The sequence below is a fragment of the Sinorhizobium sp. NG07B genome (assembly GCF_002532005.1).
Classification (GTDB): Bacteria; Pseudomonadota; Alphaproteobacteria; order Rhizobiales; family Rhizobiaceae; genus Sinorhizobium; species Sinorhizobium fredii_C.
Genome location: NZ_NWTD01000009.1, coordinates 43781 through 60039 on the forward strand (window position 1 = coordinate 43781; position 16259 = coordinate 60039).

Annotated in this window: 9 protein-coding genes; 3 read left to right on the forward strand and 6 right to left on the reverse strand. The window is 63.7% G+C overall.

Annotation, left to right across the window (positions count from 1 at the left end):
* Nucleotides 1–21 precede the first annotated feature (21 nt).
* The 3 genes from CO664_RS23305 to CO664_RS23315 all read left to right on the forward strand — a co-directional run bounded on the left by CO664_RS23305 (nt 22) and on the right by CO664_RS23315 (nt 9948).
* A complete protein-coding gene (locus tag CO664_RS23305; RefSeq protein WP_097540048.1) occupies nt 22–1275 on the forward strand; it encodes a hypothetical protein in 1254 nt (417 codons plus the stop codon).
* Nucleotides 1276–1315: 40 nt separating this feature from the next.
* A complete protein-coding gene (glf, locus tag CO664_RS23310; RefSeq protein WP_097540049.1) occupies nt 1316–2473 on the forward strand; it encodes a UDP-galactopyranose mutase in 1158 nt (385 codons plus the stop codon).
* 398 nt (nt 2474–2871) lie between these two features.
* The gene (locus CO664_RS23315) at nt 2872–9948 is read left to right on the forward strand and encodes a hypothetical protein (protein ID WP_097540050.1); all 7077 of its coding nucleotides are present in this window, start codon (nt 2872–2874) and stop codon (nt 9946–9948) included.
* A gap of 10 nt (nt 9949–9958) precedes the next feature.
* On the opposite strand, the gene CO664_RS23320 is transcribed toward CO664_RS23315, so the two are convergent.
* From CO664_RS23320 to CO664_RS23350, 6 genes are all read right to left on the reverse strand, one after another.
* Nucleotides 9959–10945, reverse strand: a complete 987-nt coding sequence (locus CO664_RS23320; protein ID WP_234820319.1) for a GlxA family transcriptional regulator — start codon at nt 10943–10945, stop codon at nt 9959–9961.
* Between the two features lie 504 nt (nt 10946–11449).
* Entirely contained in the window at nt 11450–11911 is a 462-nt protein-coding gene (locus CO664_RS23330; RefSeq protein WP_037424097.1) for a YbaK/EbsC family protein, read from the reverse strand.
* Between the two features lie 79 nt (nt 11912–11990).
* A complete protein-coding gene (locus CO664_RS23335; RefSeq protein WP_037423818.1) occupies nt 11991–12179 on the reverse strand; it encodes a hypothetical protein in 189 nt (62 codons plus the stop codon).
* A 165-nt stretch (nt 12180–12344) separates the two neighbouring features.
* Complete coding sequence (locus CO664_RS23340) at nt 12345–12599, reverse strand: GlsB/YeaQ/YmgE family stress response membrane protein (protein ID WP_097540052.1); 255 nt, start codon at nt 12597–12599, stop codon at nt 12345–12347.
* 151 nt (nt 12600–12750) lie between these two features.
* The gene (rhaI, locus tag CO664_RS23345) at nt 12751–14043 is read right to left on the reverse strand and encodes an L-rhamnose catabolism isomerase (protein ID WP_097540053.1); all 1293 of its coding nucleotides are present in this window, start codon (nt 14041–14043) and stop codon (nt 12751–12753) included.
* Nucleotides 14044–14056: 13 nt separating this feature from the next.
* On the reverse strand, nt 14057–16156 hold the full coding sequence (locus CO664_RS23350; protein ID WP_097540054.1) for a bifunctional rhamnulose-1-phosphate aldolase/short-chain dehydrogenase: 2100 nt from the start codon (nt 16154–16156) through the stop codon (nt 14057–14059).
* Nucleotides 16157–16259: the final 103 nt, after the last annotated feature.

Consider the following 16259-nt stretch of genomic DNA (forward strand, 5'->3'; position numbering starts at 1 on the left):
ATTCCAGACAGTGAGGATGATATGGCTCCGGTTATACTTGTCACATTCGCAGGCCGACAGAAAAGGATGGAAATCCTCACCCGGTACATCCATTCCGCTTTGGATGCCGGGATCATAGACGAGTGGCATGTCTGGGATTTCACCCGCTCGCAGCAGGATCATGAGTGGGTCACGCGCGAATTCGGGCCCGTCCGCTACATGGGCTCTGCCGCCCCCTACCAGTCCAACGGATCGGTAGCGCCCAACCAGCCGCTGCGCCTCAGCGCGACGATCACCAACGACCTTCACATTGCCATCGTTCCGAATCGCGGCGGCGAAGACTATTTCGAACTGGTCGTCGGCGGCTGGAGCAATTCGCACTCGGTCCTGCGGAAACTGCCGCTGGGCCAGCTCAGGAGTTTCGACCGCAACGACGTACCAGCGTTGTGGAGCAGGCCCACGCCGGGCATCCTGTCGCCAGGCACCGCCAACCAGATCGTCCTCAGCGTCGATGCGGACGGCGTTCCGTCGCTCCATGTCAACAACGTCGCGATCGGCCGCTGGACCGAGCTCGATCTGTCGGCCGGCGCGTCCATACTGGTCAGAGGCGGCTGGGGCGCAGATCTGGAGCTCGGCAACGTCCGCTCACGCATCCATCGTTTCGTCGGCAATCCGAACGAGCAGATGCCCTACTGGCAGGCCTATGACTACTACGCCAAGCGGCTGAAGACCTTTTCCGATTCGATATTCCTGAAATGCGATGACGACATCGTCTACATGGATCTCGCAAAGCTCAGCGACTTCATCGAATTCCGGCGAACCAATCCGAAATATCTCGTCGTGTCCGCCAATGTGGTGAACAACGGCGTCTGCGCGCACTGGCAGCAGGTAGCGGGCTCCATTCCGGCAGGGGTTGGCCACTTCGAACGGCCGCCGGGCGGGTTCGGAGGAAGCCTCTGGCAGAGCGCCGAACGGGCCAACGAGCTGCACGACTATTTCCTGCAGACCAACAGCAAGCACCTGCCTTTGCCCAGCAAGGTGGTCGAATGGACCGAACGCCAATCGATCAACTTCATCGCCTGGCTAGGCAAGGACCTCGTGCACATGGCCCTGCCGAAGGGAGACGACGAGCGCGCGCTCACCGTCGACCTGCCGATGCTGCTCGAGCGGCCGACGGCGATCTATTCGGATTTCACCGTCAGCCATTTGAGCTTCGGCCCCCAGGAGCAGGGCCTGGCGCTCGATCGCCTGATCGATGCCTATGACGAGTTGATGCGCAGCGCGCTCGCCGCGTAGCACCTTCGACTAATTCAATACGGGACTGGAGCGTCTTCGAATGCGCGCAAGCGGAACAATCGGCATCGTTGGGGCGGGGTTGTCGGGTGCGGTCATCGGCCGGGAGCTGGCCGAGGCGGGCCATCAGGTCGAGATCTTCGATGCGCGCGACCATATCGCCGGGAACTGCCATACGGAGCGCGACGAAGACACCGGAGTCATGATCCATGTCTACGGTCCGCATATCTTCCACACCGACGACCGGGAGGTGTGGGACTATGTCAACGGCTTCCAGACCTTCATGCCTTACAAGAACCGCGTGAAGACGACCTCGGGGGACCAGGTCTATTCGCTGCCGGTTAATCTCCACACGATCAATCAGTTCTTCGGCAAGACCTTCAGGCCGGACGAGGCCCGCGCCTTCATCGAAGCGCAGGCGGACACCTCGATCAAGGACCCGAAAACCTTTGAAGAGCAAGCGCTTCGCTTCGTCGGCAAGGACCTCTACGAGGCCTTCTTCCAGGGGTATACGCAAAAGCAGTGGGGCTGCTCGCCGACCGAGTTGCCGGCATCCATCCTGAAACGCCTTCCGGTGCGCTTCAATTACGACGACAACTACTTCGCGCACAAATATCAGGGCATGCCGGAGAACGGCTACACGGACATGGTCGGCCGCATTCTCGAACATCCCAACATCAATGTGAGCCTGAAGTCGCGGTTTGTCCGGGGGCAAAAATACGATTTTGCGCATGTGTTCTACTCCGGCTCGCTCGACGGCTATCTGGATCACGAATTCGGCCCGTTGGGCTACCGAACGCTCGACTTCGACCGTTTCGAGTATGACGGCGATTTCCAGGGCTGCGCGGTCATGAACTACGGCGACGTCTCCGTTCCGTATACGCGGATCACCGAGCACAAGCATTTCTCGCCCTGGGAGGAGCATAGCGGCTCTGTCTGCTACCGCGAATTCTCCCGCGCATGCGGCCCTGACGACATCCCCTATTATCCAATCCGCCTCGTCAGGGACAAGGAACAACTGGCCCAATATGTCGAGCGTGCAAGTCGCGAAACAGCGGTCACCTTTGTCGGTCGGCTCGGCACCTATCGCTATCTCGACATGGACGTGACCATTCGTGAGGCCCTCGATACGGCGAGGCTCTACCTTGCCCGCAAGGCGGAAAATCAGCCCATGCCAGTCTTCCTGCATTCGCCGATCTGATCGGCGGTGGTGGGGCGATTGTTGTGCTGGCGGAAGTGCGATTGCAGGCACTCCGATCGGCAGACGGCTGAATCTCACGATGTCCATGCGTCGCCGCCCGATCCATTCCGGTGCAACGAAGGCGTGATCGTGCTGCAGGTCAGACAGACACAAGGTTGCTGACTATGATCGGGGCAACCTGATCCCAATTGCAGCCATGAGATCGCCCATGCCGGCAGCCGGCCCTATCCCTCCCACAGCCAGCGCGGACCGCCGTCGAGCCTCCTGACGATCCGATCTCGATGGTCGCCGGAGAGGCGATGCCGGCCGTTGCTGCAAGGCCAGACTGCGGCAAGGACGGCTCTTTCGGGACGGTCGACGGCACACAGAGACTATTTAGGACCCAAGGGTTTTCACGCATGACCTCCATCGTTTCGTCCCTGAGCCCCAGCCTGATCAAATCCTATTCGACGGCGGCCGTCGCCGCCTGGACGACGGAGGATGTGGCCTCGCTGACGACGAAGCAGATCAGCGCTCTGTCTTCGGCGCAGATCGCGGCGCTGGACACGGAGGATGTCGATGTTCTCAGCTCCCGGCAGCTGAGCGCCATCTCTCCAAGCGCCATCGTGGGTTTGACGCTCGAGCAACTCGCTGTTCTCGATCAATCCGACATCGAAAGCTTCGGCACGAGTCAGGTTGCGGCCCTCACCACGACGCAGCTCACCGGTCTGTCGACGGAGCAGGCGGAGGCCTTGAGCTCGACCCAGGTCGGAGCGCTGAGCGCGCTGCAGCTCTCGGTTCTGAGCGAGGAAGATCTGGCGACCTTCTCGACCGCGGACATGGCGGCCATCGGTGTCAAAGCCATGACCGGCCTTCCGACCGACGTCATCGAATCGCTTTCCACCGATCAGATTGCCGCCTTGAGCACGCGTGCGGTCGCCGCTCTGACGACCGCGCAGATCGCCGCCCTCTCCACAGATCAGATCGCCGCCTTGACCACGGCCCAGGTCGGGGCTCTGAAGGCTTCGCAGATCGACGCTTTGGGCACCGACGATATTGCCGCGCTTTCCACCGATCAGATCGCGGCGCTGAGCGCCTCGGCAATCTCGGGGCTTTCCACTAGCCAGATCGCTGTCCTATCGACCGACCAGGTCGAGGCACTGACCGTCTCACAGGTGAAGGCACTGACAGCCCCGCAGCTCGGATCGCTGGAGACGGACGCCATAGCGACATTCTCGACCGCCGAAATCGCGGCGATCAACAAGGCCGTATGGGGCCTGACCACGGAGGCCATCGCTGCGCTCTCCACCGCCCAGGTTGCCGCCTTGAACGCGACCGCGGTCGCAAGCCTGACGACCGCGCAGGTGGCCGCCCTGTCGACCGACCAGGCCGAGGCGATGTCCGCCCTGCAGGTGAAGGCGCTCAATTCGAGACAGCTTGCGGCGCTCGGCACGGACGGCTTCGCGACATTCTCGACTGCCGAAATCGCCGCGATCTCCAACCTCGCCATCAAGGGCGTGGGCACGGAAGCGATCGCCGCCCTTTCGACCGCTCAGGTCGCGGCGCTGAGCACGAGTGCGATCTCGGGCCTGACGACCGCACAGAGCGACGCCTTGACCTCCGACCAGCTCGCGGTGCTTTCGGCAGCACAGCTGAGGACATTGAGTTCGGCGCAGGTCGCCGCCCTCGGCACGGACAACCTCGAGGCTCTGTCGACGGACCAGGTGGCGGCGCTCAGCACCAAGGGCGTCATGGGCCTGACGACCGATATGATCGCCGCCCTGACGACCGGCCAGCTCGAAGCGCTGTCGGTGACGCAGGTGAAGGCGCTGAACGCCAAGCAGATTGCGGCGCTCGGCGCGGAGGGGATTGCCACATTCTCGACCGGCGACATCGCGGCGATCAGCAACAAAGCCATTTTAGGTTTGGACGCCGATGTCATCGCGTCCCTCTCCACCGATCAGATCGCCGCGCTTAGCACGAGTTCGGTCGCCGCCCTGACGAGCGCGCAGATCGCCGCACTGTCGACCGAGCAGGCGGGGGCTTTTTCCGTATCCCAGGTGAAAGCGCTGAGCTCGGTGCAGCTTGCTGCACTCGGGGAAGACGGCATAGCCATGTTCTCGACCGCCGAAATCGCGGCGATCACCAGCAAAGGCATCCCAGGCGCCAGCGCGGACGCCATTGCAGCGCTTTCCACCGCTCAGATAGCGGCGCTCAGCACGACTGCGGTCGCCAGCCTGACGACCGCACAGATCGCCGCCCTGGCGACCGACCAGGCCGCGGCCTTGTCCACCGCGCAGCTCAAAGCTTTGAGCTCGACCCAGATTGCCGCCTTAAGCACCGACAATGTCGCGGCTTTGACCACGGTGCAGGTTGCCGCGCTCGGCACGAAAGCCGTCGCCGGCCTTTCCGCCGGCCAGATAGAAGCCCTGTCCTCAGATCAGGTTGCGGCTCTCTCCTCTGCGCAGGTTGCCGCCCTCGGCTCCGACCAGCTCGCGGCCATCAGTGCGGAGGACATAGGGGCATTCTCGACCGCCGATATCGCCGCGATCAGCTCGAGCGCCGTTGCGGGGCTGACGGAAGATCTCATCGAAGCCCTCACCACGAACCAGGTCATGGCGCTGAGCACGAAGGGGATCGCTCGCCTCAGCACCGATCAGATCGACGCCCTCTCCAGCGATCAGATCGCCGCCCTTTCCACCACACAGGTAGCCGTTCTGAGCTCCACCCAACTCTCTGCCCTGGAGCCAGAGGATATCGCAAGCTTCTCGACCGCCGATATCGCTTCGATCGGCTCCAAGGCCATATCCGGCCTGTCGGGGGATGTTGTGGCCGCCCTGTCCTCCACGCAGATTGCCGCGCTGAGCACGGCAGCGATTGCGGGCTTGAGCACGGACCAGATGGCGACGCTGAGCTCCGACCAGGTCGCTGCCTTGAGTACCAAACAGGTTGCGGCGCTGAAATCGACGCAGGTCGCCGCCCTGAGCACGGAGACCGTCGCTGCCTTGTCCTCAGACCTGATCGCCGCGCTCAGCACTGCGGGCATCAACGAGCTGACAACCGACCAGGTCGAGGCCCTTTCGACGGACCAGATCGTGGCGCTGAGCACCAAGCAGGTTGCCGCGCTGAGCTCGGCGCAAATCGCCGCGCTGGACACCAGCGATATTGCGACGTTCTCGACCGACCAGATCGCGGCGTTGAGCACGGCCGCGATCACCGGGCTGAGCACCAAGCAGATCGATGCCCTGAGCACCGACCAGATGGAAGCCCTGACCGCGGCACAGGTCGGCGCGCTGAGCTCGTCGCAGCTGGGGGCGCTCGGAACGGAAGACATAGCGGTGTTCTCGACCAAGGACATCGCGGCGATCAGCGCAAGTGCGATGGCCGGACTGTCCACGGCCGTCGTGGCCGCCCTTTCCACCGGCGAGATCGCTCTGCTGAGCACCGCCGGCATTGCCGGCCTCAGCGGCACGCAGCTGAACGTGCTCAGCACCGATCAGCTCGCCGCCTTGAGCACCAAGCAGGTCGCGGCGCTCGGTTCGGCACAGGTCGCCGCCTTGGGCACGAGCGACCTTGCGGCTCTCTCGACCGATCAGATCGCCGCCCTGAGCACGGCGGCGATCACCGGGCTGACCACAAAGCAGCTCATTGCCTTGAGCACCGGTCAAGTGGAAGCCCTGTCGTCGACACAGGTGGGCGCTTTGAGCGCGACGCAGATCGAAGTGCTGGCGGCGGAAGATATTGCGGTCTTTTCGACAAAGGACATCGCGGTAATCAGTTCCGATGCCGTGTCCAGCCTCTCCACGACCGCCGTCGCGGCGCTTTCCACCGCTCAGGTCGCCGCTCTGAGCACGGCTGGCATTGCCGGCCTGAGCAGTGCACAGGTCTACGCGCTCGGCACCGATCAGCTCGCCGCCCTGAGCACCAAGCAGATTGCCGCCTTGAGTTCGGCGCACGTCACCGCTTTGGGCACCAGCGATATCCAGGTGCTTTCGACCGATCAGATCGAAGCCTTGAATACCGCTGCCGTTGCCGGACTGACCACCAAGCAGCTCGCCACCTTGAGCACCGATCAGGTGGAGGCGCTGACCGCGTCCCAGGTCGGCGCCCTCAGCTCGACGCAGCTTGCGGCCCTCGGCACGGAGGACGTGGCGGGCTTCTCGACCAAGGACATGGCGGCCATCGGTTCGAGCGCCATAGCGGGGCTTTCCACGGCTGCCATCGCTTCCCTCTCCACCGAGCAGATCGCGGCCCTGAGCGCCGCTGCCGTTGCGGGACTGACGACCAAGCAGATCGCTGTCCTGAGTTCCGACCAGATCGGCGCCCTGTCGACCGAGCAGCTCAGCGGCTTGACGTCCCAGCAAATCGCCGCCCTTGACGCAGACGACATCAAGGCACTTTCCGTTGACGACGTTGCGGCGATTGGCGCCGATCTCGTTTCCGCTCTGTCGACCGATGTCATCGCTGCCTTCTCCACCGATCAGATTGCCGCCTTGAGTACGGATGCGGTTGCGGCGCTGAGCACAAAGCAGGTCGATGCCCTGAGCACCGATCAGCTTGCCGCCCTGACCACGGCCCAGGTCGGAGCGCTCACCTCCAGGCAGGTCGATGCCTTGAGCACGGATGACGTCGCGACGCTCTCGACCAACCAGATCGCCGCCCTGAGCGCGACCGGTGTCGGCGGCCTCAGCACCGGGGACATCGCCATCCTGAGCTCGGGCCAGGTCGATGCCCTGACGGCGACCCAGATCGCCGCTCTCGGCTCGAAGCAGATCGCCGCCTTGAATGCGGATCACATAGCGGGCTTTTCGACCGCGGAGATCGCGGCGCTGAGTTCGAGTGCCATAGCCGGCTTGTCCACCGACACGATTGCGGCACTTTCGGCGGAGCAGATCACCGCCTTGAGCACGGACGGGGTCGCCGGTCTTACCATCGCCCAGGTCAACGCGTTGAGCACCGAACAGCTCGCGGCGCTCTCGACCGAACAGGTCGCTGCTCTCAGCTCCAAGCAGGTGGCGGTGCTCGGCACCGACGACCTGGCGGCGCTTGCGGCGGACCAGGTTGCCTCGCTAGGCACGGCCGGCATCGCGGTGCTTTCCGCCGCGCAGATCGATGCGCTGAGCGCCGAGCAGCTCGAAGCCCTGACCACCAGCCAGGTGGCGGCGTTGAGTTCGACGCAAATCGCCGCCTTGAGCACCGATGATCTTGCGAACTTCTCGACCGCAGATATCGCGGCGATCAGTTCGGACGCCGTCGCGGGACTGTCCACGGCCATGATCGCGGCGCTCTCGGCGGACCAGATCGCCGCCCTGAGCGCGGCCGGAATTGCCGATCTTTCCACCGCCCAGATCAGCGCGCTGAGCGCCGACCAGCTCGAGGCCCTGTCGACCGACCAGGTCGCGGCGCTCAGCTCCAAGCAGGTGACGGCGCTCGGCACCGACGACATAGCGGCGCTTACGACGGAACAGATTGCCGCGCTGAGCACGGCCGGCGTTGCAGCTCTTTCCACGGCGCAGATCCAAGCACTGAGCGCCGATCAGCTCGAGGCTCTGACCACCGCGCAAGTCGCGGTGATGAGTTCGACGCAGATTGCGGCGCTGAGCACGGACGATCTGGAGAATTTTTCGAGCGCGGATATCGGCGCGATCGGTTCGAGCGCCGTAGCGGGACTATCCACCGACACGCTGGTGGCGCTTTCGGCGGATCAGATCGCCGCCTTGAGCGCAGCCGGCATTTCCGGTCTTTCCACCGCCCAGATCCAGGCTTTGAGCACCGGCCAGCTCGAGGCGCTGTCGACCGACCAGATCGCCGCGCTCAGCTCCAAACAGGTGGCGGTGCTGGGAACGGACGACATTGCCATTCTCTCCACGGACCAGATTGCCGCCCTGGATACAGCTGCAATTGCCGGCCTTTCCACCGCCCATATCGACGTGCTGAATGCCGATCAGCTCGAGGCCATGACCTCCGCCCAGGTCGCGGTGATGAGTTCGACGCAGATCGCCGCACTGAGCACGGACGATCTGGAGACCTTCTCGACGGACGACATCGCGGCGATCAGTTCGCGTGCGGTGGCGGGGCTGTCCACCGACACGATCGCGGCGCTTTCGGAGGATCAGATCGCGGCGCTCGGCACCGGCGGCATCGCCGGCCTTTCCACGGCCCAGATCCACGCCTTGAACACCGACCAGGTCGAGGCTTTCACCTCGATCCAGATTGCCGCACTGAGTTCGAAGCAGATGGCCGTGCTCGGCACGGACGATCTGGAGACCTTCTCGACGGAGGAAATAGCGGCGATCAGTTCAACTGCCGTCTTGGGGCTGTCCACCGACACGATCGCTGCGCTTTCGGTCGATCAGATCGGGGCCCTGAGCTCGGCCGGCATATCGGGCCTTTCCACTGCCCAGATCAATGCATTGAGCACCGACCAGATCGAGGGACTGTCGACGGCGCAGATCGGCGGTCTCGGCTCCAAGCAGGTGGCGGCACTGAGCACCGACGACCTCGCGGTACTCTCCACCGCACAGATTGCCGCGCTGAGCACGGCGGGTATTGCCGGCCTCGGCAGCGATCAGGTGAGTGCCTTGAGCGACGATCAGGTCGAGGCCCTTACCACCGTCCAGATCGCCGCCATGAGCTCGGATGCGCTGTCGGGGCTGAGCACGGATGACCTGGAAGGCTTCTCCGCCGACGAGCTCGCGGCGATCAGCTCAGCCGCCATCAGCGGACTGCCCACGGAATTCATCGCTGGCCTTTCCACCGCCGAGATTGCCGCCCTGGGCACCGCCAGCATCGCCGGCCTGAGCAGCGCCCAGATCGGAGCCATGAGCGCCGAGCAGATCGATGCGCTGTCCACGGATCAGATTGCCGCCTTGAGCGCGGACGGGCTTGCGGGCCTCACCACCGAGGACCTCGCAACCTTCTCGATCGGGGAGCTGCAGGCGATCAGCGCGGCGGCCATAAAGGGATTGTCCACGAGTTTTGTCGCAGCGCTCTCCACGGACGAGATCGCAGCCTTGAGAGCAAGCCAGGTCGGCTCGCTGAGCTACAACCAGATTGCAGCGCTGAGCTCTGCCCAGATCGCCACCTTGTCCACCGCGCAGATCGGCGCCCTCAACGCCATACAGGCGGCGGCCCTGGGCACGGAAGACATAGCTCTCTTCTCCACTGATCATATAGCCGCCTTGAGCACCAGCGCGATATCGGGGCTGAGTACGCGGATCGTCGCCGCCTTGAAGACCGACCAGGCGGAGGCTTTGACGTCGTTGCAGGTCAGCGCGATGACCTCGGCGCAGGTCGCGGCATTGGAGACCGAGGATCTGGCAACTTTCTCGGCGGAAGATGTCTCCTCGTTCAGTTCATCCGGTGTCGCGGGGCTGTCAACGGACGACATCTCGAACCTGTCAAGCACCCAGCTGAACGCGCTGGTGGACTCCCAGATGGACGCCCTGAACTCCGATCAGATAGCGGCAGTGATTGCGGCCTACCTCGCGACCTAAATTAAAGCATTTAGCCTTTTCGGCCTGGCGCGCCGCGGGCGGCAGCGAGTTGCTTGCGTGCCGCCGCCGGCGTGATCGAGAAGGCCTTGCGGAACTTGCGAATGAAGTGAGAGACGTTCTCGAAGCCGGTTTCGAGCGCGATCTCGATCAGCGGTTTGTCGGTGGACGCGACGAGGCGCATCGCCGCGTCAAGGCGGAGCTTCAGATAGACGGATATCGGCGTCGCCCCGAGCTCGTTCTGGAACAGGCGCTCGAGCTGCCGGCGCGATATACCCAGGACATTGGCCACGTCGTCGATGCCGATCAGATCTTCGAGATGCTGCTCCATGACCATCAGCGCGAGGCTGATCCGCTTGTCCTGCACCGGAACGGGGCCGAGCGGATTGCGCGGCTGCATTTCGCTCGCCTCGCGGCGACGGGTGATCTGCATGATTTCGAGCGCATTGCGTTCGGCGTCTTCGCCGACATGTTTCCTGATCAGGTAGATCGCGAGATCGGCGACGCTGCTGCCGCCGGCGCAGGTGATGATGTTGCCGTCCTCGACGAAGATCCGGTTCGAGGTGACCTCGATCGCCGGGAAGCGGCCGCGGAATTCGTTGTGATGAAGCCAGCTCACGCAGGCGGCATGGCCGTCGAGCACACCGGCTTCGGCGAGAACGAAGCTTCCCGTACAAACGCCGATGATCGGCACGCCGGCGCGCGCGGCGCGGTGGAGATAGTCGGTCGTTTCCCGGTCCAGCGGTTCGGCGACGTTGAGCCGTCCGCCAACGACGGCGATATAGCTAAACTCCGTCGGCGGCCGCAGTGGCGCGGTCGGCGCCACCTGGATGCCGCAACTCGACATGACGAAGTTCCTCGTGCTGCCGAGCACTTCCCAGTCGCAGTTGACGCGCCCCGACTTGTCCTCCACGTCGCTTCCCAGGCGAAGCGCATCGACGAAGAGCGAGAAGGCGCTGAGCGTGAAGCTGCGCGCCAGAATGAATCCGACACGCAGCACGCCCTTTTCCTTAAGGGGCTTTCCGGCGGCAGCCGATGTTTCCGTGAGGGCCGTTCGCACCGTCGCGCTGTTCCGTACCGATCCGGTCGGGGAATGCCCACCGGCTTCCCGACCGTCAGGCGCGTCTCGGGACGCGCCTTCGAAGTTTGAATCCGCTTCTATTCGGCAATTATCCCGCAAGCAACGGTCCGGGTAAATGCTTTCCTTCGCATCTGGAACAAGGGGGCTAATCCGCATTGACAGGATGACTTATTAACCAACTTGTCGGAAAATTCTTAATGTCGATGGGAGGGATCGGCACGCCGGTTGTCGGCGACGGGCCGTCAAGTTGCGCCTTCGCTTATTCCCATTGGAAGCGGGGCAAGGGTCAACGCAGATGACAATGCACATGATGAAGGTGCTTTTGAGCCTCATGGCCGCGCTTTCGTTCGGCTCGCTCATGGTCCTAATCGCCGTTTTATAGGATCGCATGCTGGCCGCATCTCGGCCGCCGCGGCCGGAAGGTCAGGTCTCCGACACGTCGATCCATTCCGCGCCGGTCAGCTCCGCCATGCGCTGCGGGCTGATGTGGACGGCCGCGTTGATTGCGCCGGCAGCGGGCACGACGACGTCGAATGCCTTCAAGGATTCATCGCAATAGACCGTATGCGGCTTCACAAGGCCGAAGGGGCAGACGCCGCCGACCGGATGGCCGGTCTCGGCTTCGACCTCGCCGAAGCCGAGCATGCGCGCCTTGGTGCCGAAGCGGGCCTTGTATTTCCTGTTGTCGAGACGGGCGTCGCCGCGGGTGACGATCAGGATCACGTCGTCGCCGACGCGAAGCGCCAGCGTCTTGGCGATCTGTGCCGGCTCGACCCCGTGCCCCTCGGCCGCAAGCGCCACCGTGGCGGTGCTCTGCGGGAGCTCGATGACGTCGATGTCGGGGGCGTGCTCGGAAAAGAACTCTTTGACGGAGGTCAGGGTCATCGAAAGGCCGGTGCTGCGATCTGAAAAAAGGATATCCGCGGCGAATGCGGCCGACGGTCTGCTGAGGAAGGGGAATGTTTCAGTCGTCGTTCGACGCGTCAAGTTCTTCCGGACGCAAACCCTCCTGTTGCGGCGGCAGGTAGCCGTGGCTTGCAAACCAGTTTTCGAGAATCGTGGAGATCGCGTCCTGGCGCGTCAAGGCGGCGGGATGATCGCTCATGTAGGATTGCAGCGCGGTTTCGATCTTTTCCGCATAGAACTCGGTCATCTTTCCCTCCGCAGCTTCATCGAGTGGCGATCCGCGGCTCTTACGCGGATCGCTCCAGCGCCCCGTCAGCCGGACAAGGATCGCCGTGGCACTTGTCATTGCTGAATGATTTTGTCCTCAAACCGGTTCCGATGGTAGGTGAATCCCGCGTCGGAAATCGCCATTTCAGGCCTGTTTGACGATCCGGATCAGCACCAGCAGGATGACCGCGCCGATGGTCGAATGGAGGATTGCAGCGAGGATGCCCGTGCCGAGCGTAATGCCGACGGCCGGAAACAGATAGCCGGCAATCAGCGCGCCGATGACGCCGATCACGATGTTGCCGATCAGGCCGAAGCCGAAGCCGCTGACGATCAGGCCAGCGAGCCAGCCGGCGACGGCGCCGACGATCAGAAATACCAGAATGCTTTCAATGCCCATCAATGCTTCCTTTCGGTTGTGGCTGCAGGAAACATAGCTCATCCCTTGCGGGCAGATAGGGGAGATTGCGATCGGGGATGATTTTCTGCGCAAAAGGGATGCCCGCCGCGGCCGGCTACCCTTGCCGAACCGTGGCCTGCACCTCGGATATTCAGACGATACCGCCGCCACCGCCGGCAACAGCGGGCCGTTCGGCCGCCACCCGGGCCCGATAGCCGCTTGCCCGGTAAGTCGCGACCGGCGCGATCGCACCGCCATTTTCGAGGCGGGCCGCGGCCAGGATCGGTTCGACATCGGTGCGGAAGGCAGCTTTCAGCGTCTCCGAGGCCATCAGCGCGTCGTTCTCCAGCTGGTAGCCGTCGAGCGCCCGGCGGTCGACGAGGAGCGCCTGAGCATAGGCACGGCCGACTTCCGTCGCACTCACCATCAGGCTCTCGATCGGATCGGTCACGTTATGGCTTTGGTCGAGCATATGCGCCGGACTGAAACCTTCCGCGGCGCGCGTCTCGGCATCGACCAATTCGTTGAACACCAGGAAGAGCCGGTAGGGATCGATCGAGCCGGTGTCGAGGTCGTCGTCGCCATATTTCGAGTCGTTGAAATGGAAGCCGCCGAGCTTCTTGAACTGGATCAGCCGGGCGACGATCATCTCGATATTGACGTTCGGGGCGTGATGGCCGAGATCGACGAGGCAGAACGCCTTGGGCCCGAGTTCCTGGGCGATCATGTAGTTGGTGCCCCAGTCCTGCACCACCGTCGAATAGAAGGCCGGCTCGTACATCTTGTGCTCGGTGAAGACGCGCCAGTCATCCGGAAGCGCCCCATAGATCACCTTCATCGAGTCGAGATAGCGCTCGAAGGCCCGGGTGAAGTTGCTCTGACCGGGAAAGTTGGAGCCGTCGCCGATCCAGACCGTCAGCGCCTTCGAGCCGAGCGCCTGGCCGATCTCGATGCATTCGAGATTGTGCTCGACCGCCTGGCGGCGCGTCGCGGCATCGGTGTGGGTGAGCGAACCGAATTTGTAGGAATGCGCCTGGCCCGGGGCGTCGGAGAAGGTGTTCGAGTTCATCGCGTCGAAGCCGAGGCCGAGGGAGGCTCCCTTTTCCTTCAGCGCCGCCAGGTCGGCGACCTTGTCCCACGGAATATGCAGGGACACGGTCGGAGTCGCCCGGGTCAGTTGCTGGATGACGCCGCAGTCCTCGAGCTTGTCGAAGATGTTGCGCGGCTCGCCCTGGCCGGGAAAGCGGGCAAAACGCGTGCCACCGGTGCCGACACCCCAGGAGGGCACCGCGACGCCGTAGGTGGCGACCTTCCGCTTGATGGCGTCGATGTCGATGCCGCGCCGCGAAAGCCGTTCGCCGAGGGTTTCGTAGTCGCGCGTGAGCGCTTCCTGCCGCTTGCCATTCTCGGCCTCGATCACCGACGTGCTGATCATGTTGGTCATGGCTTGCTCCCGATCAGCGCGTGAAGGACTGGGCGTTGCCCGCGTCGACATTGACGATGTTGCCGGTCGATTTCGCCGACATGTCTGAGGCGAGGAAGTAGATCGCCTCGGCAATGTCTTCCGGGAAGACGCTGAGTTTCAGCATCGACCGCTCGCGGTAATGCGCCTCGAGATCGTCGACGTCCATCTTGTAGGCCGCCGCACGCTGCTGCTTCCATTCGCCGGTCCAAATCTTGGAACCGCGCAGCACCGCATCCGGGTTGACGACGTTGACGCGGATCTGCGCCGAGGCGCCCTCCAGCGCCAGGCAGCGGGCAAGATGGATCTCGGCCGCCTTGGCCGTGCAATAGGCCGACGCGCCCGGCGAGGCTGCGAGGCCGTTCTTCGAGGCGACGAAGACGATATTGCCGCCGTCCTTCTGGCTGCGGAAGATGCGGAAGGCTTCGCGCGACACCAGGAAATAGCCGGTCGCGAGAATGTCGATGTTCTTGTTCCAGAGCGCGAGCGTCGTATCCTCGATCGCCGCCGACGAAGCGAGCCCGGCATTGGAAACGAGAATGTCGAGGCCGCCGAATGCAAGGAGCGCAGCGCCGAAGCCGGCCTCGACCGCGGCCTCGCTGGTCACGTTCATGGCGACGGAGCGGACGAAATCCTTGCCGTAGCGGGCGGCAAGCTCGTTCTGGGCGGCCCCGAGCGCCGCCTCGTCGATATCGGCGAGAACGACGCAGGCGCCTTCCTGCATCAGCCGGTTGGCGGTCGCCTTGCCAATGCCGCCGGCGCCGCCGGTGACGAGCGCGACGCGCCCGGCGAGGCTCTTCGGCTTCGGCATGCGTTGGAGCTTGGCTTCCTCGAGCAGCCAATATTCGATGTCGAAGGCTTCCTGCTCGGGCAGGCCGACATAGGTCGACACGCCGGAGGCGCCGCGCATCACGTTGATTGCATTGACATAGAATTCGCCGGAGATCCGCGCCGTCGCCTTGTCCTTGGCAAAGGTGATCATGCCGACCCCGGGTACCAGATAGACGACGGCATTCGGATCGCGCATCGCCGGGCTGTCTGCGCGCTTGCAGCGCTCGTAGTAAGCGGCGTAGTCGGCACGGTAGGCGGCGATCGCCTCCGGAAGGCCGGCAAGCGTCTTTTCGACGTCCGGCTGGGCCGGGTCGAAGTCGACCACCAGCGGCCGGATCTTGGTGCGCAGGAAATGGTCGGGGCAGCTCGTGCCGAGTGCGGCGAGCGGCTCCAGATCGGTCGAGGTCACGAAGTCGAGCACCGACTGGCTGTCGTCGAAGTGGCCGACCTTCTTTTCCTCGGTGCTGATCAGTCCGCGGATCACTGGCATCAGCCTCTTGGCGATCGCCGCGCGCTCGGCAGCGCCGAGCGCCGGCCTCGCCTCTCCGCCGAAGGCGGGGGCGGTGTTTTCCGCCTCGAACCAGGCGATCGCCCGGTTGATGATCTCGATCGTCGTCTCGTAGGCTTCCTTCGCCGTGTCGCCCCAGGTGAACAGGCCGTGGCTTTCGAGCACGACGCCGCGGGCTTTCGGATTGTCGAGGCAGAATTTCTCGAGCCACAGGCCGAGTTCGTAGCCCGGCCGCTTCCACGGCAGCCAGCCGATCTCGTCGCCGAAGATCTTCCTGGTCAGTTCCTTGCTGTTCTTGGAGGCGGCGATGGCGATGATCGCGTCCGGATGCATATGGTCGACATGCGGCTTCGGCACATAGGCGTGCAGCGGCGTGTCGATCGAAGCGGCGCGCGGATTGAGGTTGAAGGTGCAATGCGGCAGGTAGCCGACCATCTCGTCCTCGAATTCGACGCCGCGATAGATGCCCTTCAGCGCCCGCAGCTTGTCCATGTAGAGGGTGGCGAAGCCGTCCATCTTGATCGTGCCGACGTCGCCGCCCGAGCCCTTCACCCAGAGGACCTCCACCGTCTCGCCGGTGAGCGGGTCCTTTTCCATCACCTTGGCGGAGGTGTTGCCGCCGCCGTAATTGGTAATGCGCTTGTCGGAACCGAGGAGATTGGAGCGGTAGAGCAGCCGCTCCGCTTCGCTCATCGCCGCCGCCTTGGCGTCGTCCCAGAGATTGGCCAGGCGTGCGCCCTGTTGCTTGTCGAGCATCTCGAATTCCTCCCGGTAAGCTAGCCGCCGGCACTCGGGCCGCGACGATACGATGGCATCAGATCACACGCTCGATGCGCAAATGTCAATCAAAAACGATCAA

Bases quoted from the DNA above. Each gene is read 5' to 3' on its own strand.
- CO664_RS23305 (WP_097540048.1), top strand. From the start codon at position 22: ATGGCTCCGGTTATACTTGTCACATTCGCAGGCCGACAGAAAAGGATG.
- glf (WP_097540049.1), top strand. From the start codon at position 1,316: ATGCGCGCAAGCGGAACAATCGGCATCGTTGGGGCGGGGTTGTCGGGT.
- CO664_RS23315 (WP_097540050.1), top strand. From the start codon at position 2,872: ATGACCTCCATCGTTTCGTCCCTGAGCCCCAGCCTGATCAAATCCTAT.
- CO664_RS23330 (WP_037424097.1), bottom strand. From the start codon at position 11,911: ATGACCCTGACCTCCGTCAAAGAGTTCTTTTCCGAGCACGCCCCCGAC.
- CO664_RS23335 (WP_037423818.1), bottom strand. From the start codon at position 12,179: ATGACCGAGTTCTATGCGGAAAAGATCGAAACCGCGCTGCAATCCTAC.
- CO664_RS23340 (WP_097540052.1), bottom strand. From the start codon at position 12,599: ATGGGCATTGAAAGCATTCTGGTATTTCTGATCGTCGGCGCCGTCGCC.
- rhaI (WP_097540053.1), bottom strand. From the start codon at position 14,043: ATGACCAACATGATCAGCACGTCGGTGATCGAGGCCGAGAATGGCAAG.
- CO664_RS23350 (WP_097540054.1), bottom strand. From the start codon at position 16,156: ATGCTCGACAAGCAACAGGGCGCACGCCTGGCCAATCTCTGGGACGAC.